18 protein-coding genes are annotated in these 18,520 nt (G+C 73.6%); 15 read left to right on the top strand and 3 right to left on the bottom strand.

The annotated features are described in order from the left end of the window. Positions 1 to 243 precede the first annotated feature (243 nt). The 9 genes from ABZ805_RS27235 to ABZ805_RS27195 are packed head-to-tail and all read left to right on the top strand — an operon-like array spanning position 244 to position 9,022. Positions 244 to 1,050: an ABC transporter permease gene (locus ABZ805_RS27235; RefSeq protein WP_358446119.1), complete on the top strand. Its 807-nt coding sequence runs from the start codon at positions 244 to 246 to the stop codon at positions 1,048 to 1,050. Next, a complete protein-coding gene (locus tag ABZ805_RS27230; RefSeq protein WP_358446117.1) occupies positions 1,050 to 1,910 on the top strand; it encodes an ABC transporter permease in 861 nt (286 codons plus the stop codon). The genes ABZ805_RS27235 and ABZ805_RS27230 overlap by 1 nt, the downstream gene beginning before the upstream one ends. Next, on the top strand, positions 1,910 to 3,112 hold the full coding sequence (locus ABZ805_RS27225) for an MCE family protein (protein ID WP_358446115.1): 1,203 nt from the start codon (positions 1,910 to 1,912) through the stop codon (positions 3,110 to 3,112). Before ABZ805_RS27230 ends, ABZ805_RS27225 begins: the two co-directional genes overlap by 1 nt. Then, a complete protein-coding gene (locus ABZ805_RS27220) occupies positions 3,109 to 4,110 on the top strand; it encodes an MCE family protein (RefSeq protein WP_358446113.1) in 1,002 nt (333 codons plus the stop codon). Before ABZ805_RS27225 ends, ABZ805_RS27220 begins: the two co-directional genes overlap by 4 nt. After that, positions 4,107 to 5,105 (top strand): MCE family protein, encoded by a 999-nt coding sequence (locus tag ABZ805_RS27215; RefSeq protein ID WP_358446111.1) that lies wholly within the window; start codon positions 4,107 to 4,109, stop codon positions 5,103 to 5,105. Before ABZ805_RS27220 ends, ABZ805_RS27215 begins: the two co-directional genes overlap by 4 nt. Beyond that, a complete protein-coding gene (locus ABZ805_RS27210; protein WP_358446109.1) occupies positions 5,102 to 6,184 on the top strand; it encodes an MCE family protein in 1,083 nt (360 codons plus the stop codon). Before ABZ805_RS27215 ends, ABZ805_RS27210 begins: the two co-directional genes overlap by 4 nt. Beyond that, on the top strand, positions 6,181 to 7,224 hold the full coding sequence (locus ABZ805_RS27205; protein WP_358446106.1) for an MCE family protein: 1,044 nt from the start codon (positions 6,181 to 6,183) through the stop codon (positions 7,222 to 7,224). Before ABZ805_RS27210 ends, ABZ805_RS27205 begins: the two co-directional genes overlap by 4 nt. After that, the gene (locus ABZ805_RS27200; protein WP_358446103.1) at positions 7,221 to 8,408 is read left to right on the top strand and encodes an MlaD family protein; all 1,188 of its coding nucleotides are present in this window, start codon (positions 7,221 to 7,223) and stop codon (positions 8,406 to 8,408) included. The genes ABZ805_RS27205 and ABZ805_RS27200 overlap by 4 nt, the downstream gene beginning before the upstream one ends. Continuing rightward, positions 8,405 to 9,022 (top strand): VirB8/TrbF family protein, encoded by a 618-nt coding sequence (locus ABZ805_RS27195; RefSeq protein ID WP_358446100.1) that lies wholly within the window; start codon positions 8,405 to 8,407, stop codon positions 9,020 to 9,022. Before ABZ805_RS27200 ends, ABZ805_RS27195 begins: the two co-directional genes overlap by 4 nt. Before the next feature lie 69 nt (positions 9,023 to 9,091). Here ABZ805_RS27195 and ABZ805_RS27190 read toward each other — a convergent pair whose 3' ends face one another. Continuing rightward, positions 9,092 to 9,691 (bottom strand): TetR family transcriptional regulator, encoded by a 600-nt coding sequence (locus ABZ805_RS27190; RefSeq protein WP_358446097.1) that lies wholly within the window; start codon positions 9,689 to 9,691, stop codon positions 9,092 to 9,094. Between the two features lie 79 nt (positions 9,692 to 9,770). Here ABZ805_RS27190 and ABZ805_RS27185 point away from each other — a divergent pair, with 79 nt between their 5' ends. Continuing rightward, the gene (locus tag ABZ805_RS27185) at positions 9,771 to 10,640 is read left to right on the top strand and encodes an SDR family NAD(P)-dependent oxidoreductase (protein ID WP_358446094.1); all 870 of its coding nucleotides are present in this window, start codon (positions 9,771 to 9,773) and stop codon (positions 10,638 to 10,640) included. Positions 10,641 to 10,788: 148 nt separating this feature from the next. Here ABZ805_RS27185 and ABZ805_RS27180 read toward each other — a convergent pair whose 3' ends face one another. Beyond that, positions 10,789 to 11,706 (bottom strand): oxygenase MpaB family protein, encoded by a 918-nt coding sequence (locus ABZ805_RS27180; RefSeq protein ID WP_358446091.1) that lies wholly within the window; start codon positions 11,704 to 11,706, stop codon positions 10,789 to 10,791. Between the two features lie 79 nt (positions 11,707 to 11,785). Continuing rightward, entirely contained in the window at positions 11,786 to 12,586 is an 801-nt protein-coding gene (locus ABZ805_RS27175) for an enoyl-CoA hydratase-related protein (RefSeq protein ID WP_358446089.1), read from the bottom strand. Positions 12,587 to 12,783: 197 nt separating this feature from the next. On the opposite strand from ABZ805_RS27175, the gene ABZ805_RS27170 reads away from it, so the two are divergent. The 5 genes from ABZ805_RS27170 (at position 12,784) to ABZ805_RS27150 (ending at position 18,371) form a co-directional block, all read left to right on the top strand. Next, positions 12,784 to 13,956 carry a TetR/AcrR family transcriptional regulator gene (locus ABZ805_RS27170; protein ID WP_358446086.1) on the top strand — a complete coding sequence of 391 codons (1,173 nt, stop codon included), beginning with the start codon at positions 12,784 to 12,786 and terminating at the stop codon, positions 13,954 to 13,956. 244 nt (positions 13,957 to 14,200) lie between these two features. Beyond that, positions 14,201 to 15,838, top strand: a complete 1,638-nt coding sequence (locus ABZ805_RS27165; RefSeq protein ID WP_358446084.1) for an acyl-CoA carboxylase subunit beta — start codon at positions 14,201 to 14,203, stop codon at positions 15,836 to 15,838. 10 nt (positions 15,839 to 15,848) lie between these two features. Further along, positions 15,849 to 16,142 (top strand): acyl-CoA carboxylase subunit epsilon, encoded by a 294-nt coding sequence (locus tag ABZ805_RS27160; protein ID WP_358446082.1) that lies wholly within the window; start codon positions 15,849 to 15,851, stop codon positions 16,140 to 16,142. 106 nt (positions 16,143 to 16,248) lie between these two features. After that, complete coding sequence (locus ABZ805_RS27155) at positions 16,249 to 18,018, top strand: biotin carboxylase N-terminal domain-containing protein (protein WP_358446079.1); 1,770 nt, start codon at positions 16,249 to 16,251, stop codon at positions 18,016 to 18,018. A 167-nt stretch (positions 18,019 to 18,185) separates the two neighbouring features. After that, positions 18,186 to 18,371, top strand: coding sequence for a hypothetical protein (locus ABZ805_RS27150; protein ID WP_358446076.1), 186 nt, complete (start codon positions 18,186 to 18,188; stop codon positions 18,369 to 18,371). Positions 18,372 to 18,520 lie beyond the last annotated feature (149 nt).

The following is an 18,520-nucleotide window of genomic DNA, read 5'->3' as shown; positions in this document are numbered from 1 at the left end:
GTTCGAGAAGGCGATCCGGGTCGCCGAGCGGCTGCTCGCCGAGGCGCAACCGGGGCGGCCGACGGCGGTCACCGAAGCGCTCAACGGCCTGCGGGCGGCCGCCACGATGTGCTCGCGCGCCTGCGGGTCCCGAATCCTCTTGGGCACTGCGGTTCCTCCCCCGAAAAGCAGAACACTTGTTGCGTAACGCATGGTACGCAACACTCGTTCTAGTGGTGCGTCGCACTGCGGAGGGAGCCGACGATGGCCCTGGAGACACCGCCCGCCCGGGGGCCGGTCGCGGACGCGGCCGCGCAGGCGGGACTGCTGGTGGTGTTCTCCGCGCGCACGGCGCGCGCCGGGGTGCGGGCCGTGCTGGGCCGTCGGCTGGCCTGGCGGGAATGCCTGGAGCAGTGCTGGTTCCTGGCGGCGGTGAGCTCGCTGCCCGCGGTGCTGATGACGATCCCGCTGGGCGTGCTGGTGGCGGTGAACATCGGTTCGCTGGCCGGGCAGCTCGGTGCCGAGGGCTACGCGGGCGCGGTGGTCGCGTTCGTGGTGGTGGGCCAGGCCGCGCCGCTGGTGTGCGCGCTGATGATCTCCGGGGTGGGTGGATCGGCGATCTGCGCCGACCTGGGGTCGCGCAAGCTGCGCGAGGAGACCGAGGCCATGGAGGTCATGGGTCTGTCTACTGTGGAACGGCTGGTGGTGCCGAGGGTGCTCGCCGCGGTCGTGGTGACGGTGCTGCTCAACGGCGTGGTGATGGCCGTCGGGATCGGCGCGACGCTGTTCGTGCACGTGCTGCTGGGGGGTTCCTCCGGCGGGTTCCTCGCGACGCTGACCGCCTACGCCGATCCGGGCGGGTTCCTGGTCGCCGAGGTCAAGGCCGGGGTGTTCGCGGTGCTGGCCGCGCTGGTCTCCGCGTTCAAGGGGCTCACCGCGCGCGGCGGTCCCGGCGGCCTGGGCGAGGCGGTGAACGAGGCCGTGGTGATGGCGTTCGTGCTGGTCTTCGTGGCGAACACGGTGCTCACCGAGCTGCACCCGCTGCTGCTCCCGCCGAAGGGCGAGTTCTGATGGCCGTTCCGGTGATGCGCGCGGTGCGGCGCGGTTCGGCCCGGCGGGTGCGCGCGCTCGGCGACCTGCTGGCCGGGTTCGGCGCGCAGGTCACCTTCTACGCACGGGCGGTGGCGGCGGTGCCGCGGACGCTGGTGCGCTACCGCAGGCACGTGGCGCGGCAGGTCGCGGAGATCAGCTTCGGCTCGGCCTCGCTGTTCGCCGGGGGCGGCACCATCGGCGTGGTCTTCGCGATGTCCTTCGTGGCCAGCACCCAGGTCGGGATGGAGGGCTACCGGGGGCTCGACCTGATCGGGCTGACGCCGATGTCCGGGCTGATGTCGGCGATGGTGAACACCCGCGAGCTGGCCCCGCTGGTGGCCGGGGTGGCGCTGGCGGCGAAGGTCGGCACCGGGTTCACCGCGCAGCTCGGCGCGATGCGGATCTCCGACGAGATCGACGCGCTGGAATCGATGGCGGTGCGCTCGCTGCCGTTCCTGGTCAGCACCCGGATGGCGGCGGCGTTCCTCTCGGTGGTGCCGCTGTACCTGGTGGGGCTGTTCGCCTCCTACCTCGCGACCCGGGTCGCGGTGGTCGTGGTGCAGGGCCAGTCCGGCGGCACCTACGACTTCTACTTCCAGCTGCTGCTGAGCCCGTCGGACGTGGTGCTGTCGCTGGTGAAGGCGGTGGTGTTCGCGATGGTGGTGACGCTGGTGCACTGCTTCTACGGCTACTACGCGACCGGTGGGCCGGAAGGCGTCGGCCGGGCCGCGGGGCGCGCGCTGCGGGCGAGCATCGTGGCGATCACCTTCACCGACATGGTGCTGACCCTGCTGTTCTGGGGCCTGAGCCCCAGCCTGCCCGCGCTGGGGGTGCGCTGATGGTGGACCTGTCCCGGCACGGGGCGAGCCGGAACGCGCTGGCGGTGCGCGGGCTCGGCGGCGTGCTGCTGGTGCTGGGCGCCGCCGCGTTCGCGGTCGTCGGCGGAGCGGGCGCGTTCCGGCAGGCACCCGAGGTGCACGCGGCGGTGCCCGCCGCGGCCGGACCGGTGCGGGAGGGCTCCGCGGTGCGCTACCGCGGGGTCGTGGTCGGCGAGCTCGCCGACGTGGCACCGGACGCCGGAGGTGCGCGGCTGCTGCTGCGGATGGAGCCGGCCGCGCTGGCCGTCGTGCCCGCCTCGGTGCGGGTGCGGGTGCTGCCGAAGACGCTGTTCGGCGACCAGTACGTAGAGCTCGCCGCCCCGGACGGCTCGGACGGCACCGGCCCGCGGCTCGCCGCCGGGGACCGGATCGAGGCCGACACCGGGGCGGAGGCGGTGCGCATCTACGCGGCCTACACCCGGATGTTCGCGCTGCTGGACTCGCTGCGGCCCGCCGAGCTGCAGGTGGCGCTGGGGACCGTGGCGGACGCGCTGCGCGGCCGCGGCGCCGAGCTCGGCGAGACCATCGACGGGCTGCACGAGCTGACCGGGCGGATCGACCCGGCCCGCACCGCCGATCGGATCGGCGAGGTCGCGGGGCTCGCCGACCAGCTCGCCACCGCGGCCCCGGATCTGCTGGCCACCGTCGACGACGCGGTCGTGCTGTCCCGGGCGGTGGTGGCCCAGCGGGAGAACCTGACCGAGCTGCTCGACGCGGGTGCCGAGCTGACCGAGCGGTCCCAGCGGTTCCTGGACGAGAACGGGGTGCGCGCCGTGCAGGTGGTGCGCACCGCGGAACCGGTCTCGGCGGTGCTCGGCGGGAACGCGGACGGGATCACCGCGACGCTGCGCGAGCTGCGGGAGTTCACCGCGAACACGAGCCGCACCTTCGTCGACGGGCGCTTCCAGATCCGCGCGCCGGTGACGCTGGACGACCCCTACCCGTACGACGCGGCGGACTGCCCGCGCTACCCGGGCCTGGACGGGCCGGGCTGTCCGGCACCGGTCGCGACCGGGGGAGCGGTCGGCCCGGTCGGGTCCGCCGCGGAGAAGGCCGCACTGCGGGAGGCGTTCCCCGTCGAGTCCACATCGGACGGTGGTCCGGAGCTGGTCGGCCTGCTGGCGGGCCCGGTGCTGCGCGGCACGCAGGTGGTGCTGCCATGAGCCTCGCCGCGACCGCCGCCAAGTTCACCGCCTTCACCACCACGGCCGTGCTCTGCGCCGTGCTCGTCGTGAACACGCTGAACCACCCGCTGGACGGTGCCACCCGCGCCTACCGCGCCGAGTTCACCGACGTCCAAGGCGTCCGGCAGGGCAGCGAGATCCGCATCGCCGGGGTCCGGGTCGGCGCCGTCACCGATGTGCGGCTGCGGGACGGGACCGCCGTGGTGGACTTCGACGTGCTCGCCGAGCAGCCGCTGCCCGCCGACACCCGCGCCGCGGTCCGCTACGCCGACCTGCTCGGCGGCCGGTACCTCGCCCTCGATTCCACCGCGCGCGGCGGACCGGAACTCCCGGCCGGGGCCACGATCCCGGTGGAGCGGACCCGCCCCGCGCTGGAGCTCACCGCGCTGATGAACGGGTTCAAGCCGCTGTTCGACGCGCTGGACCCGCAGCAGGCCAACCGCCTCGCGCACGAGCTGATCGCGGTGTTCCAGGGCGAATCCGGCACCCTCACCGCGCTGCTGGAACGGGTCGTGTCGGTGACCGCCGGGCTCACCGAACGCGACCAGGTCATCGGCGAGGTGCTGGGGAACCTGACCGCGGTGCTGCGCACCACCGGCGAGCACCGCGACGAGCTGCACGCGCTCATCGGCGGGCTCGGCGAACTCACCTCCTCGGTCGCCGCGGACCGGGAGCGCATCGCCGGGGCTCTCGACGCGGGTGGCGCGCTGGCGAACTCGGTGCGCGGCTCGATGGACCGGATCACCCCGGGCCTGACCCGCGACGTGGACGCGCTCGGCGAGCTCTCCCGCGGATGGGTCGCCGAACAGCACCGCTTCGACACCGCCGTGCAGGGGTTGCCGGAGCTGGTGACCAGGTTGAACCGGACGCTGGACTACGGGAGCTGGGTCAACATCTACGTCTGCAACCTGCGGTTGTCGGTCGCCGGGGCGCAGGTCGACCTCGGCGGCGGCCCGCATTCGGAGGTGTGCCGATGAGACGGCGAGCGGCGTGGCGGGACGATCCGCTCATCACCGGCGGGGCGGGCATCCTGGTGCTGCTGCTGGTCCTCGGCGGCGTGGTCGCGGTGCCGCAGCTGTCGTTCCTGTGGCGGACCCGGGAGTACACCGCCGAGTTCGCCAACGCGGCCGGGCTCACCGCCGACGCCCAGGTGCACGTCGCCGGGGTGCCCGCCGGCCGGGTGACCGGGATGGTGCTCGCCGGGGACCGGGTGCGGGTGGCGTTCCGGCTGGACGCCGAGCAGCGGCTCGGCACCGCGACCTCCGCCTCGGTGCGGCTGGCCACGGTGATGGGTGCCCGCTACCTCGCCGTCGAACCGGCCGGGACCGGCGAACTCGACGCCGGGGCGGTGATCCCGCTCGACCGGACCCGGGTGCCGTACAGCCTCGACGAGCTCGGCGCCGACGCCACCGGCACCACCGAGGAGCTGGACCTGCCCGCGCTGCGCGAGATGATGCGCACCGCGGGCGAGGCGATGCCCGACGACCCGGAGCTGGTGGGACGGGCGCTGGACGGCATCACCGGCGCCGCCGCGCTCGTCGACCGGCACGACGAGCAGCTCGACGCGCTGCTCGACGGCGCCCGCGACACCACCGACGCGCTGGTGCGCCAGCAGGACACCCTGGTGCGGCTGCTCGGCGACGCCGACCTGGTCGTGCGCACCCTCACCGAACGGCGGGAGACGGTGCTGCGGCTCATCGACGACGTGGACGCGCTGAGCGCCCGGCTGGACGAGTTCCTCGGCGCCAACTCGGCGAAGCTCGGGCCGCTGCTGGGCGACCTGCGGGAGATCACCGCCGCGCTGCACCGCGACGAGCAGGCCATCGCCACCACCATCGCCACCCTCGGTCCCGCGGGGAGATCGCTGGCCAACGCCACCGGCAACGGCAGCTGGGGCGACGTCGCCGGGCCCGCCGGGCCGCTGCCGGACAACCTGCTGTGCCTGGCCGGACTGCTCGAGGGGTGCCGATGAGCCGGACGACCCGTGCGATCGCGCTCGGCTGCACCACCGCGCTGCTGCTGGTCGGCGGCTGGTACCTGCTGCTGCGGCCCGATCCGGCGCGCACCGCGTCGGCGGACTTCGCCAGCGTCGACGGCATCTACCCGGGCAGCGCGGTGCAGGTGCTGGGCGTGCCGGTCGGGCTCGTCGAGGAGGTGTCGCCGCGCGGGCCGGTGGTGCGGGTGCGGATGCGGATCCGCCCGGACGTGCCGGTGCCCGCCGACGCGCACGCCTACGTGCTGAGCCCGCAGCTGATCAGCGACCGGTTCGTGGAACTCGGCCCCGGCTACACCGGTGGTCCCCGGCTCGCCGACGGCGGCGTGATCCCCGCCGAGCGCGCGCACGCCCCGATCCGCTGGGACGAGCTGATGTCCTCGCTGGACACCGTGCTCACCGCCCTCGGCCCGGACGGGCTGGACGACCAGGGCGACCTCGGGGCGCTGCTGCACCGGGCGGCGACGGCGGCCGACGGCAACGGGCCGAAGCTGCGCACCGCGATCGACCGGCTCGCCGGGGCCACCGGAGTGCTGGCGGGGGACGGCGAGCGGATCGGGGCGCTGATCGGGAACCTGGACTCGCTGGTGCGCGCGCTGTCCGCGCACAAGTCCACAGTGGATTCGCTGGCGGCCGGGGTGCGGCAGGCGGGCCGGGACTACGACGCCGAACGGCTGCACCTGGACGAGACCGTCGGCAGGCTGAACCGGGCGCTCGCCGGAGCCGACGCCCTGCTCCGCGAGCACGGCGAGGACCTCACCGGCAGCGTGCACGACCTCGCGGGCACCACCGGGCAGGTCGCCGCGCAGCGCGAGCAGCTCGCCGAAGTGCTCACCCAGCTGCCGCTGGTGTTCGGCAACTTCAGCCGCGCCATCACCGAGGACGAGCGGCTGCGCATCCGGCTGAACATCTCCACCTCCCTCGACCAGTTCCCGGCCACCGCGCGGCTGTGCGAGCGCATCCCCGTCCCGCTGTGCTCCGCGCCCGGCCTGGTCAACCCGATCCCGTTCCCGCCCGAGCTGGACCCGCTGCGCGCCCTGTCCGGAGGTGGCCGATGAGCACCACCAGGCTGCTGCCGCTGCTGCTGGGCGTCGCGCTGCTGACCGGCGGCTGCGGGCTGAGCCTGCACGAGCTGCCGGCCGGGGAGAGCGGCGGAACCCGGATCTCCGCCGTGTTCGAGGACGTCTCCGAGCTGCCCGTCGGCGGCGCCGTGCGGATCGGGCAGGACACCGTCGGCCACGTGCGCGCGCTGTCCACCGAGGACTTCACCGCGGTGGCGGTGCTGGAGCTGCGGCCCGGACTGCGGCTGCCCGCGGACACCGCCGCGCGCCTGGAGCTGACCTCCGCGCTCGGCGAGCAGTTCGTGGTGCTCGAACCGCCCGCGCGGCCGACCACCACCGAGCCGCTCGCCGACGGCGCCACCATCCCGCTGGAGCGCACCGCCCGCGGCCCGGACCTGGAGACCACCCTGGCCGCCCTCGGCGCGGTGCTCGGCGGCAGCGGGCTCGACCAGGCCCGCACCATCGCCACCGAGCTCGACACCGCGCTCGGCGGGCGGGAAGCGGAGGTGCGGGACCTGCTGCACCGGCTGGACGACCTGCTGTCCGAAGTGGACTCGCGCCGCGCCGAGTTCGACACCGCCGTCGACGCGCTGCACCGGCTCTCCGCCGAGACCGCGGCGAACACCCCGCTGTTGGAGGCCGCGCTGCACGACCTCTCTCCGGCCGTGGACGTGCTGCTGGGGCAGCGGGCGCGGTTCGACCGGCTGCTCACCGGCGTCACCGAACTCGGCCGCAGCGGCGACGGGATCGTGCGCGAAGCCGGTCCCGCCTTCGCCGCGCAGCTCGACGCGCTGCGGCCGGTGCTGGACGCGCTGGCCGGGTTCAACGGCGACCTCGCCGACACGCTCACCTCGCTGCGCACCTTCCAGCAGCGGCTGGGCGGCGCCATCCCCGGCGACTACCTGAACCTGGACGGCACCCTCGACGTCTCCGGCAGCCTGCTGCCGCTGCTGACCGGGCGGCCGCCACCGGTGCCCGGACCGGCGCTGGTGCCGCCCGGCTCCGCCGCCGACCTGCTGACCGGAGGCACCCGATGAGCCGCGCCGTGCTGATCCAGCTCGCCCTGTTCCTGGTCATCGGCCTCGGCTGCGGCGCGTCCGTGCTCGGCACGACGCTCGGGCCGCGCGCCCTCGGCACACCGGTGCGGGTGGCGGTGCGGATGCCGGACGCGGCGGGCCTCGCCGCGACCTCGCAGGTCACCTACCGCGGAGTGCGCACCGGCACCGTCGAATCCGTCGGGCTCGACCCCGGCGGGGACGGCGTCACGCTGCGGCTGCTGCTGGACCCGGGCAGCCGAGTCCCGGTGAGCACCACCGCGCGGATCAGCATGGACACCCCGATGGCGGTGCAGCACCTCGACCTGCGGCCCGGCACCGACGCGCCGCCCTACCTGCGCGACGGCGACGTCATCACCGCCGAGCGCACTCGCACCCCGCTGCCGCTGGACACCCTGCTGGTGCACGCCACCGACCTCGCCGCGAGCATCGACCCGCACGACGTGCGGGTGCTGTCCGAGGCCGCCGCCGGGCTCGACGGCACCGCCCCGCAGCTGCGCCGCATCCTGGACGGCACCCGCGACCTCACCCGGCTCGCGGTGGAGCGGGAACCGCAGCTGGCGAACCTCGCCGAGCAGGGACCGGCGCTGCTGGACTCCGCCGACGGGCTGCCCGCGCTGGCGGCGTCGGTGCGGGAGCTCGCCGACCAGGCCCGCGCGCAGGAGCCGGCATTGCGCCACCTCGCCGAGACCGCGCCCGGCACCACCCGATCCGTCTCCGACCTGCTCGCGCGCAACGAGCGGGACGCGAGCGCGCTGCTCGGCAACCTGCTCACCACCGGGGACGTGCTCGGCGCCCACGTGCCCGCGCTGCGCGAGACGATGACCGCGCTGCCGCAGGGGCTGTCCGACCTGGCGAGCATCGTGCACGGCGACGTCGCCGACTTCTACCTCGTCGCCGCGCAAGGTCCCGCCTGCTACTACGGCACCGAGCGGCGCACCCCGACCGACACCGCCCCGCGCGACCCGCGGCTCGACTGGAGCTGCGCGCCGGGGCCGGGCCTCGAACAGCGCGGCGCCGACAGCGCGCCGCGCCCTCCGACACCGGCCGCCGAGCCGGTGCGGCACCCGGCGCCGGGTGCCCCCGCCACCGCGGAACCGAGCGCGGACGGCGAGGTGCTGGGGCCACGGCCGTGGTCCTCGATCATGTTCCAGGGAGTGCGATGAGCAGCGAGTCGGCGACCGGCCGGGCCAACGGGGACACCCGTCCCGAAGAGGACCTCGAACCGGTGTCGGGAGCAGAACCGCCCACCGCGGACGAGCCGGCGGAAGAGATCCCGCGGGGCGCGGACACCGCGAAGCGGCGGCGGCCCGGCGGCGCCGCGATCGCCGGGACCCTGGTCGTCCTGCTGCTGCTCGGCGGCCTCGCCTTCACCGGCTGGCGGTGGCACCAGCGCAGCACCGAGGACGCCGCCCGCGCCGAGGCGCTCGCCGCGGGCCGGGAGTACGCGCTGTCGCTGACCACCTACGACCACCAGGACCTGGCCGGGAACTTCGACCGGGTCGCGCGGCACTCCTCACCGGCGTTCGCCCGCCAGTACCAGGAGGTCAGCGCCGGGCTCACCCAGCTCATCCAGCAGTACCAGGCCACCTCGAAGGGCGAGGTGCTGCACGCGGGGGTGGCCGAATCGAGCCCGGATCGCGCGGTGCTGCTGCTGTTCGTCGACCAGAGCATCACCAACACCAACAGCCCCGAACCGCGGGTGGACCGCACCCGGATGCGCCTGACGCTGGTGCACCCCGGCGACCAGTGGCTCATCGATGACGTTCAGCTGATCTGACCTGCGTCGCGGCGGGCACCTGCCGGTCCGGCTCCGTTCGGAGCGCCGGAGGGCTGGACGGATGGAGGGCTAGTCGGGTGTGGTGGCGGCGGTCGTCGCCGTGAAGCGGCGGACGGCGCTCATGGTGGTGGTCAGCAGCGTTCCGAGGTCTCGGCCGTCGCCCGGTTCGAGCCACTGCTCCTGCGCGGCGTGGAGGCACGCGATCGCGGAGGCGGTGAGAGCGCGCGCGTCGAGCGAGCTCGCACCGGCGGGCAGGCGCTGTTCGAGGGCGGAGGCGATTTCCGCCAGCCAGGCGGTGTCCTTCCCCTGCTGGAGGCTCGGGCGTTCGAGCATGAGCCTGGCGAGGGCTGCTGCGTTCGGCTCGCCGGTCCGCTCGATCAGCGGGTCGAAAGCCCGCCGGAGTGCGTCCCACGGCGGCTCTTCCCGGGGGCGTTCGGTGAGCGCCTGCGCGATCGTCCGGCCGGTGGCGGCGAGCGCCTCGGCGAGCGCCTCGTCCTTGTTCAGGAAGTAGCGGAAGTAGCTGCGCCGGGAGATCCCTGCGGCGCCGGCGATCTCCTCGACCGTGGTCGCCTCGAAACCTCGGCTGAGGAACAGGTCCATCGCCGCATCGACGATCTCCGCGCGCACCGCACGCCGCGTCCGCTCCCGGAGCGTCAGGTCAGCCGTCATGACGCCATACTACCTTCCTGAGACGCATGTGGCACTGTAGTGCCAACAGCAACTCATGGATGCCACAGAGGGGTGTGCAATGGCGGGACGAGTACTTGTCATCACCGGCGGGTCCGACGGGATCGGCGCCGAGGCGGCGCGGCAGGTCGCGCGGACCCGGCCGGAGAGCCGGCTGGTGATCGTGGGACGGTCCGCCGAGAGGACGGCGGCCACCGCGCGGGAGGTCGGGGCCGCGGCGCACTTCGTCGCGGACTTCACGCGACTCGACGATGTGCGACGTCTCGGGTCGGAGATCCGGGAGGCGTTCGACCGCATCGACGCCCTCGCGAACAACGCGGGCGCCATCTTCGGCGAACGCACCGTGACCGTCGACGGCAACGAGAAGACCTTCCAGGTCAACCTGCTCGCGCCGTTCCTGCTCACGCACCTGCTGCTGGACCGGCTGCAGGCCGGGGACGGCGTCGTGGTCAACACCTCGAGCGTCTCGGCCAGGCTCGTGGGTCGAGTCGACGTCGACGACCTGAACCACGAGCGGAGCTACACGCCGATGCGGGCCTACGGCGACGCGAAGCTCGCGAACATCCTGTTCGCCCAAGGGCTGCACGCCCGCTACGGCGACGCCGGGATCAACGCCGTTTCGTTCGACCCGGGCAACGTGCGGACCTCCTTCGGCGCCGAGAACGACAACGTCATGACCCGGCTGATGTACCGGACCCCGTTGTCCCGGCTCGCCCTGATCTCACCGGAGAAGGGGGGATCGAACCTCGCCCACTTCCTCACCGGTGCCCCCGGGGTCGACTGGCGACCCGGCCGCTTCTACTCCCAGCAGAAGCCCGCCAGCTCGCGGCAGACGAACCGGCAGGTCCACGACGAGGCGCTGATCGATCGGCTCTGGCGGGCGACCGCCCCGCTCGTCGGCATCCGGTCCTGCACGTCCCCGGGGGCGTAGCGCCCGTCCCGGCTCCGCGAGTCGCGGTCGAGGTCTCCGGACCGGGCAGCCGCTCGGTCGCCACCGGTCGTCGGAGACCTCGATCCGGTTCGGGGCGGGGCCACGAGCCGGGGTGCGTGTGCACCCGCGCGGGTCGTGGTGTCCGCGGTCAGCTGGTCTGCTCGCTCGGCGCGGGGAAGGGGCAGCTGCGGCGCAGCCACTTCGGGTCGAGGTCGCTCGGCGGCGGGGGCGCGCCGAGGTCCTCGGGCGTGTAGCCGTGCGGGTAGTTCGGGTAGGTGCGGCTCTTCGGGTCCTGCGTGAGCTTCGAGATCCGCCGCTCCGGCAGCAGCCGCACCACCGCCGAGCGCGCCTTCAGCCCGCCGCGCGCCGCCACCCCGACCCACGCCGGTGCGGCGCGGAACCCGAACGCGGTGAGCATCGGCTCGTCCAGCAGCGCCCGCACGCCCAGCCCCACCGCGGGCCGCAGCGGCTTCGGGAACCAGGAGCAGAACAGGTCCATCGTGTAGCGGCCCACCGCGTGGTTGGTGTCCGAGTAGCGGAAGTGCTCCCGCTCGTAGTCGGCCTTGAACCGGCGGAACTCGGCGAACGTCGGCGGGATGTCCTTGATGCCCATCCGCTTGCCGACGGCCTGGAAGTAGTGGAACGCCGCGTCCCGCTCGTGCGGGTGCAGCCGCCGCCAGCCGAACCGGTCGATCCAGTCCACCGGGTCGTAGACGAACGTCGAGAGCACGTACAGCATGTCGTCGTTGGAGATCACGTACCGCCCGTGCGCCCGGTTGATCACCCGCAGCGCCTGCTTGCCGCGCTCGGAGTCGTAGCCGTGTTCGGCGATCTCGGTCATCAGCAGCGCGGTGTCGTCGTAGCGCTGCTGCGGGCGCTTCTCGAATTCGCCGGTGGCCGCCAGCAGCGCCGAGATGCTCGGCACGCAGTAGGTGCGGAACAGGGCGAACTCCAGCGCCCGCTGGTAGTCGAAGGGGAACTCGCAGCCGGCGGAAATCCGGTAGATCTCTTGATGGTCGGTGACCGGGTCCAGTTCCGCGATGCGCCGCAACCAGGTGCGTGCCATGTCCAACCTCCTCTGCGGGCCGGGTCCGGCCGAGCCCTCGACGGGTGCAACGAGACGGGCGCACCGGGTGTGACGGAGGCTACTGCGATCGCGGCGGCAGCGGGGGGAAGTCGATCGGTTCGCGCTGCCCGAGCCGCTGCACGGCGGCCTGGAAATCGAGTGCCCGCAGCGATTCGCCCATCAGCCGCACCGAATCGGCGACGGCCTGCGGGCCGTCGAGGTCGAGCCCGCGCCACACCTGCTGCTTGATGATCGCCATCGACCGCGGCGAGCAGTGCGCGGCGAGGGTGCGGGCGTAGTCCTGGGCGGCGGGCAGCACCTCGTTCCGCGGCAGCACGTGCTGCACCAGGCCGAGCGCCTTCGCCTCCGCCGCGTCGACCTTGCGCGCGGACAGCAGCAGGTCCATCGCCGTGGCAACGCCGACGAGACGGGGCAGCAGCCAGGCGGTGCCGTACTCGCCGATCAGGCCGAGCCTGCTGAACGCGGTGGACAGCCGGGCGCCGTCGGCGAGGAACCGCACGTCGGCGAACAGCGCTTGCGCGAGCCCCAGCCCGGCGGCACCGCCGTTCACGGCCGCGATCAGCGGTTTCCGCAACGTCATCGGCAGGTGCGGCGGGTGGCCGAGCGCGGCCTCCAGGTCGGGTGCGTCGTCCTCGGCCAGCAGGTGCAGGGTGTCCGGGGCGGCGCCGCTGCAGAACCAGTCGCCGTCGCCGGTGACCACGATCGCCCGCACCTCCGGGTCGTCGTCGGCTTCGGCGAGCGCGGTGTAGTAGGCGGTGAACATCGCCCCGTCCATCGCGTTGCGCTGCTCCGGGCGGGTGAAGTGGACGGTGCGCACGCCGTCGCCGGTGCTGGTGCGGATCCCGCTGGTGCTGCTCATGCCGGGGGCTCCTTCGGGGGCTGCTGGCCGGATCGGCCGCGCGCCGCCCGGCCGAGATCCACTGTTCGCGGTCAGCGCTGACCGTAGCGGATCCGGGGCGGGGCGCGGGAGGAGCCGAGCGCGGCGGGACGCGGCCTATCCTGGCCCCGTGACGCGGCGCGAACGCGCCGCGACGAGCGTGCCGGGAGGTCGGTCCAGTGGCCGAGACGAAGCCGGGTGGGACCCGGCCGCGGAACCGGCGGGAGCTCATCATCGCCGCCGCGTCCCGCCTGTTCTACGAGCAGGGCTACGCGCGCGTCGGCGTCAGCGACATCGCCGAGGCCGTCGGGGTCGGCCCGTCCGCGCTGTACCGCCACTTCAAGGGCAAGCAGCTGCTGCTGCACCGGGTCGTGCTCGACCACCTGCACCCGTTCGAGCGGGTGCTGGGGGCGCGTTCCGACGACCTGGACGCGGTGGTGCGGGAACTGGCCGCGACCGCGCTGGACCACCGCGAGCTCGGGGTGCTCTGGCAGCGGGAGGCCCGGCACCTGCCCGCCGCGGACCGCGACGAGCTCAAGGACCAGCTGCGGGTCGTCGCGGGCGGGCTCGCCGACCTCGCCCGCTCCTGGCGCCCCGACCTGGCCGAGGAGGACGCGCGGTTCCGCGGCTGGTGCCTGTTCAGCGCGCTGACCAGCCCGTCCTACCACCGGGTCGAGCTGCCGCGGACCCAGTTCGAGGCGCTGCTGCGGGACGTGATCGTCACCATCGCCGGGCTGCCGCCGCTGCTGTCCGGGCGTGGCGCGGCCACCCCGGACGCGGACGCCCTGCTGCTGCAGCGCGGCGGGTCGTCCCGGCGGCGCCAGCTGCTGTCCGCGGCGACCCGGCTGTTCGCCGAACGCGGCTACGCGGCCGTGACCACCGAGGAGATCGGCGCTGAGGTCGGCATCGCCGGGCCCAGCGTCTACAACCACTTCGCCAGCAAGCAGGAACTGCTCGACGCGGTGATCACCCGCGGCTCGGCGTGGCTGGAGATCGACCTCGGCCGCACCCTGGTGCGGCAGACCGACGCGGCGGAGGCGCTGCGCGCGCTGTTGTGGTCCTACATCACCTTCGCCCTCGACCACGGCGGGTTCATCGACATCCTCGTCGGCGAGGTCGGGCACCTGCCCGACCACGAACGGCACCGGGCGCGGCAGACCCAGCACGAGTACGTGTCCGAGTGGGTGGCGCTGTTGCAGGAGGTGCGCCCGGAGCTCGACGCGGCGACCGCGCGGGTCCTGGTGCAGGCCACGTTGACGCTGGCCAACGACATGGCCCGCACCGGCACGGTCCGCGCCCCGGAGGCGGTCCGCCGGGCCGGTGCCGCGCTGATGTTCACCAGCGGATCGTGATCGCACTAGCCGCCGTTCACTTTTCCCGCCCGGCCCGGTCGTAGCCCGGCGCTTCACCGATCGGGTCCGGGGTAGGGCCTGCTCACTTCTCGGTTGACTCGCCGGACGCCCGCGGATTAACCTCCGCTCGGGGAACCCGGGCGACGCCGGGTTCCGGCCGTGCCCACGCGGTCCACCGGAACGAGGATCGGCGCGCACGGCCGCGGAATTCGTCCACGAGCGAGGAATGGCGGTCGCAGGAGCGATGAGCAGCGCGACGGAACCGGTGGGCGTCCCGCCGGCGGAGGAGCCGGACATCCACACCACCGCCGGCCGGCTGGCGGACCTGTACCGGCGCAACCACGAGGCGGTGCACGCCGGCTCCGACCGGGCCATCGAACGCCAGCACGCCAAGGGCAAGCTCACCGCCCGCGAACGCATCGACCTGCTGCTCGACCCCGGTTCGTTCGTGGAGCTCGACGAGCACGCCCGGCACCGCTCCACCAACTTCGGCCTCGACGCCGACCGGCCCTACGGCGACGGCGTCGTCACCGGCTACGGCACCGTCGACGGGCGCAAGATCTGCCTGTTCTCGCAGGACTTCACCGTCTTCGGCGGCTCCCTCGGCGAGGTGTTCGGCGAGAAGATCGTCAAGGTGATGGACCTGGCGCTCAAGACCGGCTGCCCGCTGGTCGGCATCAACGACTCCGGCGGCGCCCGCATCCAGGAGGGCGTGGCCGCGCTCGGGCTCTACGCCGAGATCTTCAAGCGCAACACGCACGCCTCCGGCGTCATCCCGCAGATCTCGCTGGTCGTGGGGCCGTGCGCGGGCGGGGCGGTGTACTCCCCGGCGATCACCGACTTCACCGTGATGGTCGACCAGACCTCGCACATGTTCATCACCGGGCCCGACGTGATCAAGACCGTGACCGGCGAAGAGGTCAGCTTCGAGGACCTCGGCGGCGCCCGCACGCACAACTCCCGCTCCGGCAACGCGCACTACCTGGCCTCCGACGAGCAGGACGCGGTCGACTACGTCAAGGAACTGCTGTCGTTCCTGCCGTCGAACAACCTCTCCGACCCGCCCGCGTTCGACGCGGACGCCGAAGCCGGCTCGATCGCCGACGGCGTGGGGGAGTCCGACCTCGAACTCGACACCCTGGTGCCGGACTCGCCGAACCAGCCCTACGACGTCAAGGAGGTGCTCGCCCGCGTCCTCGACGACGGCGAGTTCCTGGAGGTCTCCGCGCTGTTCGCGCCGAACATCGTCGTCGGCTTCGGCCGCGTCGAAGGGCGCAGCGTCGGCGTCGTCGCCAACCAGCCCACCCAGATGGCGGGCACCCTCGACATCGACGCCAGCGAGAAGGCCGCGCGGTTCGTGCGCACCTGCGACGCGTTCAACGTGCCGGTGCTGACCTTCGTGGACGTGCCCGGGTTCCTGCCCGGCACCGACCAGGAGTGGAACGGCATCATCCGGCGCGGCGCCAAGTTGCTCTACGCCTACGCCGAGGCGACCGTCCCGCTCGTCACCGTGATCACCCGCAAGGCCTACGGCGGCGCCTACGACGTGATGGGCTCCAAGCACCTCGGCGCGGACATCAACCTGGCCTGGCCGACCGCGCAGATCGCGGTGATGGGTGCCCAGGGCGCGGCGAACATCCTGTACCGGCGCAGGCTCAAGGAGGCCGCCGAGCGCGGCGAGGACGTCGAGGCGCTGCGCGCCCAGCTCCAGCAGGAGTACGAGGACACCCTGTGCAACCCGTACGTGGCGGCCGAGCGCGGCTACGTCGACTCGGTGATCCCGCCCTCGCACACCCGCGGCTACCTCGCCCGGTCGCTGCGGATGCTGGCGGACAAGCGCGAATCCCTGCCCGCCAAGAAGCACGGCAACATCCCGCTGTGAAGGAGCCGCGATGAGCACTCCGGACGAGAACGCGCCGCGGCTCGACGTGCTGACCGGCGAGGACGACGGCACCGCCGCGCCGCGGACCCCGCTGCTGCGGGTCGTGCGCGGCGCGCCCACCGACACCGAGCTCGCCGCGCTGACCGCGACGATCACCGCGCTCAGCACCACCGCACCGGCCGCGGAACCGCACGGGCCGGTGTCGTACTGGGCGTCCCGCGCGGACCGGCTGCGGTTCGGCCCGGCGCAGGGCGCCCCGCGTCCCGGCGCAGGGGCGTGGCGCTACTCCACGCGGCCGCGCTGATGCGCGCCGCTTCCGGCGCCGCGCGCGCCCCGAAGAACGACCGGCCGGTTCCCGCCCCGGGAACCGGCGGGACACGACCACTGCGTACAGGGATGGTGTGAACACCATGGGGTTGAAGAAGGTTCTGGTGGCCAACCGCGGCGAGATCGCGGTGCGAGTGGTGCGGGCGTGCCGGGACGCCGGCATCGCCTCGGTGGCCGTGTACGCCGAACCGGACGCCGACGCGGTGTTCGTGCGCCTCGCCGACGAGGCGTTCGCGCTGGGCGGCACCACAGCCGCCGAGTCGTACCTGGACTTCCAGAAGGTGATCTCCGCGGCGAACCGCGCCGGGGCGGACGCGGTGCACCCGGGCTACGGCTTCCTGTCCGAGAACGCCGACTTCGCGCAGGCCGTGCTGGACGCCGGGCTGGTGTGGATCGGCCCGACGCCGCAGGCGATCCGCGACCTCGGCGACAAGGTCACCGCCCGCAAGATCGCGCTGGCCGCCGGGGCGCCGCTGGTGCCGGGCACCGAGGACCCGGTCGCCGACGCCGACGAGATCGTCGCCTTCGCCCGGGAACACGGGCTGCCGGTCGCGATCAAGGCCGCGTTCGGTGGTGGCGGCCGCGGCCTCAAGGTCGCCCGCACGCTGGAGGAGATCCCGGAGCTGTTCGACTCCGCGGTGCGCGAAGCCGTGTCGGCCTTCGGCCGCGGCGAGTGCTTCGTGGAGCGCTACCTGGACCGGCCGCGGCACGTCGAGGCCCAAGTGCTCGCCGACCAGCACGGCAAGGTGATCGTCGTCGGCACCCGGGACTGCTCGCTGCAGCGCAGGCACCAGAAGCTGGTGGAGGAGGCGCCCGCCCCGTTCCTCAGCGAGGCGCAGCGCGCGCAGATCCACACCGCCGCCCGCGCCATCTGCGCGCAGGCCGGCTACCACGGCGCCGGGACCGTCGAGTTCCTCGTCGGCGCCGACGGCACCATCTCCTTCCTGGAGGTCAACACCCGGCTGCAGGTCGAGCACCCAGTCTCCGAGGAGACCACCGGCCTGGACCTGGTCAACGAGCAGTTCCGCATCGCCGCGGGCGAGCACCTCGACCTGGACGCCGACCCCACCCCGATCGGCCACTCCATCGAGTTCCGGATCAACGGCGAAGACCCCGGCCGCAACTTCCTGCCCGCCCCCGGCACCGTGACCCGGTTCGTCGCCCCCGCCGGACCCGGCGTGCGGGTGGACGCGGGCGTGGAATCGGGCAGCGTGATCGGCGGCCAGTTCGACTCGCTGCTGGCGAAGGTGATCGTCACCGGCGCCGACCGCCCGCAGGCCATCGCGCGGGCCCGGCGCGTGTTGGAGGAGATGCAGGTCGAGGGCATCGCCACCGTGCTGCCGTTCCACCGCGCCGTGCTGCGCGACCCGGCCTACATCGCCGAGACCGGCCTGGAGTCGTTCACCGTGCACACCCGGTGGATCGAGACCGAGTTCGACAACCGGCTCACCCCGTTCGACGACTCGGTCCCGCCGGAGGAGGAGACCGCGCCGCGCCGCACGGTGATCGTCGAGGTCGACGGCCGCCGCGTGGAGGTCTCGCTGCCCGCGGACCTGGGCGGCGGTACCGCACCGGCCGCGGCGGCGAAGAAGAAGCCGCGCAAGCGCGCCGCCGGTGGCGCGGGCGGAGCGGTCTCCGGCAACGCGGTCACCGCACCCATGCAGGGCACCCTGATCAAGCTCGCCGTGGAAGAAGGCGCGCAGGTCGCCGCCGGGGAGCTGATCGGCGTGCTGGAGGCCATGAAGATGGAGAACCCCGTCACCGCGCACAAGGACGGCACGGTCACCGGTCTCAGCGCCGCACCGGGCGACTCGGTGTCGCAGGGCGCGGTGCTCTGCACGATCGAGGACTGATCGGATCCCCGCCGGGCGGTGCGCGCCCGGCGGGGCACCGGTACCGCGAACCCGCACCCGGTCGCGGCGGAAACCCGCGCGGCGGCGGGAGATCCGGACGAGAGTCCACTGTGGACGACGATGTGGTCGCGGCGGTGCGTGCGACCGACACTCCTCGAGGAGGAACGATGGACGCGTTGTGCACCTGCCTGTGCCGCCAAGCCGGCCACCACGGCATCTGCCAGGAGATCCCCGAGCACGGCCTCCGGCTGCTCGCCCCGCAGCTCACGATGACCTCCACGGGAGAGGTCTGCCGGCCCTGCTACCAAGCGACATCCCGCCCCACCGCCCGCCGCATCCCGCAGCTCACCTGAGCTTGCTCTCGCTGGTTCCGCTGCTCGGGGATCGGGTGGCGGAACCTCAGCGGCTTCCTCGCTGCGGGATCGTTTTCACCGGTGGCTCCGCCACAGGAGAAAACGCTGTCCTCGCGAGGAAGCCGCTGAGAACCCGTGGCGGTGCGAGT

The sequence above is a fragment of the Saccharopolyspora sp. NPDC047091 genome (genome assembly GCF_040643635.1).
GTDB lineage: Bacteria > Actinomycetota > Actinomycetes > Mycobacteriales > Pseudonocardiaceae > Saccharopolyspora_C.
The sequence above is the reverse complement of the archived record's forward strand: the minus strand, read 5'-3'. Positions and strand labels throughout refer to the sequence as shown.

What these genes read in the sequence shown, in the direction of transcription:
- ABZ805_RS27235 (WP_358446119.1), top strand. Translation starts at nt 244, where the DNA reads ATGGCCCTGGAGACACCGCCCGCCCGGGGGCCGGTCGCGGACGCGGCC.
- ABZ805_RS27230 (WP_358446117.1), top strand. Translation starts at nt 1,050, where the DNA reads ATGGCCGTTCCGGTGATGCGCGCGGTGCGGCGCGGTTCGGCCCGGCGG.
- ABZ805_RS27225 (WP_358446115.1), top strand. Translation starts at nt 1,910, where the DNA reads ATGGTGGACCTGTCCCGGCACGGGGCGAGCCGGAACGCGCTGGCGGTG.
- ABZ805_RS27220 (WP_358446113.1), top strand. Translation starts at nt 3,109, where the DNA reads ATGAGCCTCGCCGCGACCGCCGCCAAGTTCACCGCCTTCACCACCACG.
- ABZ805_RS27215 (WP_358446111.1), top strand. Translation starts at nt 4,107, where the DNA reads ATGAGACGGCGAGCGGCGTGGCGGGACGATCCGCTCATCACCGGCGGG.
- ABZ805_RS27210 (WP_358446109.1), top strand. Translation starts at nt 5,102, where the DNA reads ATGAGCCGGACGACCCGTGCGATCGCGCTCGGCTGCACCACCGCGCTG.
- ABZ805_RS27205 (WP_358446106.1), top strand. Translation starts at nt 6,181, where the DNA reads ATGAGCACCACCAGGCTGCTGCCGCTGCTGCTGGGCGTCGCGCTGCTG.
- ABZ805_RS27200 (WP_358446103.1), top strand. Translation starts at nt 7,221, where the DNA reads ATGAGCCGCGCCGTGCTGATCCAGCTCGCCCTGTTCCTGGTCATCGGC.
- ABZ805_RS27195 (WP_358446100.1), top strand. Translation starts at nt 8,405, where the DNA reads ATGAGCAGCGAGTCGGCGACCGGCCGGGCCAACGGGGACACCCGTCCC.
- ABZ805_RS27190 (WP_358446097.1), bottom strand. Translation starts at nt 9,691, where the DNA reads ATGACGGCTGACCTGACGCTCCGGGAGCGGACGCGGCGTGCGGTGCGC.
- ABZ805_RS27185 (WP_358446094.1), top strand. Translation starts at nt 9,771, where the DNA reads ATGGCGGGACGAGTACTTGTCATCACCGGCGGGTCCGACGGGATCGGC.
- ABZ805_RS27180 (WP_358446091.1), bottom strand. Translation starts at nt 11,706, where the DNA reads ATGGCACGCACCTGGTTGCGGCGCATCGCGGAACTGGACCCGGTCACC.
- ABZ805_RS27175 (WP_358446089.1), bottom strand. Translation starts at nt 12,586, where the DNA reads ATGAGCAGCACCAGCGGGATCCGCACCAGCACCGGCGACGGCGTGCGC.
- ABZ805_RS27165 (WP_358446084.1), top strand. Translation starts at nt 14,201, where the DNA reads ATGAGCAGCGCGACGGAACCGGTGGGCGTCCCGCCGGCGGAGGAGCCG.
- ABZ805_RS27160 (WP_358446082.1), top strand. Translation starts at nt 15,849, where the DNA reads ATGAGCACTCCGGACGAGAACGCGCCGCGGCTCGACGTGCTGACCGGC.
- ABZ805_RS27155 (WP_358446079.1), top strand. Translation starts at nt 16,249, where the DNA reads ATGGGGTTGAAGAAGGTTCTGGTGGCCAACCGCGGCGAGATCGCGGTG.
- ABZ805_RS27150 (WP_358446076.1), top strand. Translation starts at nt 18,186, where the DNA reads ATGGACGCGTTGTGCACCTGCCTGTGCCGCCAAGCCGGCCACCACGGC.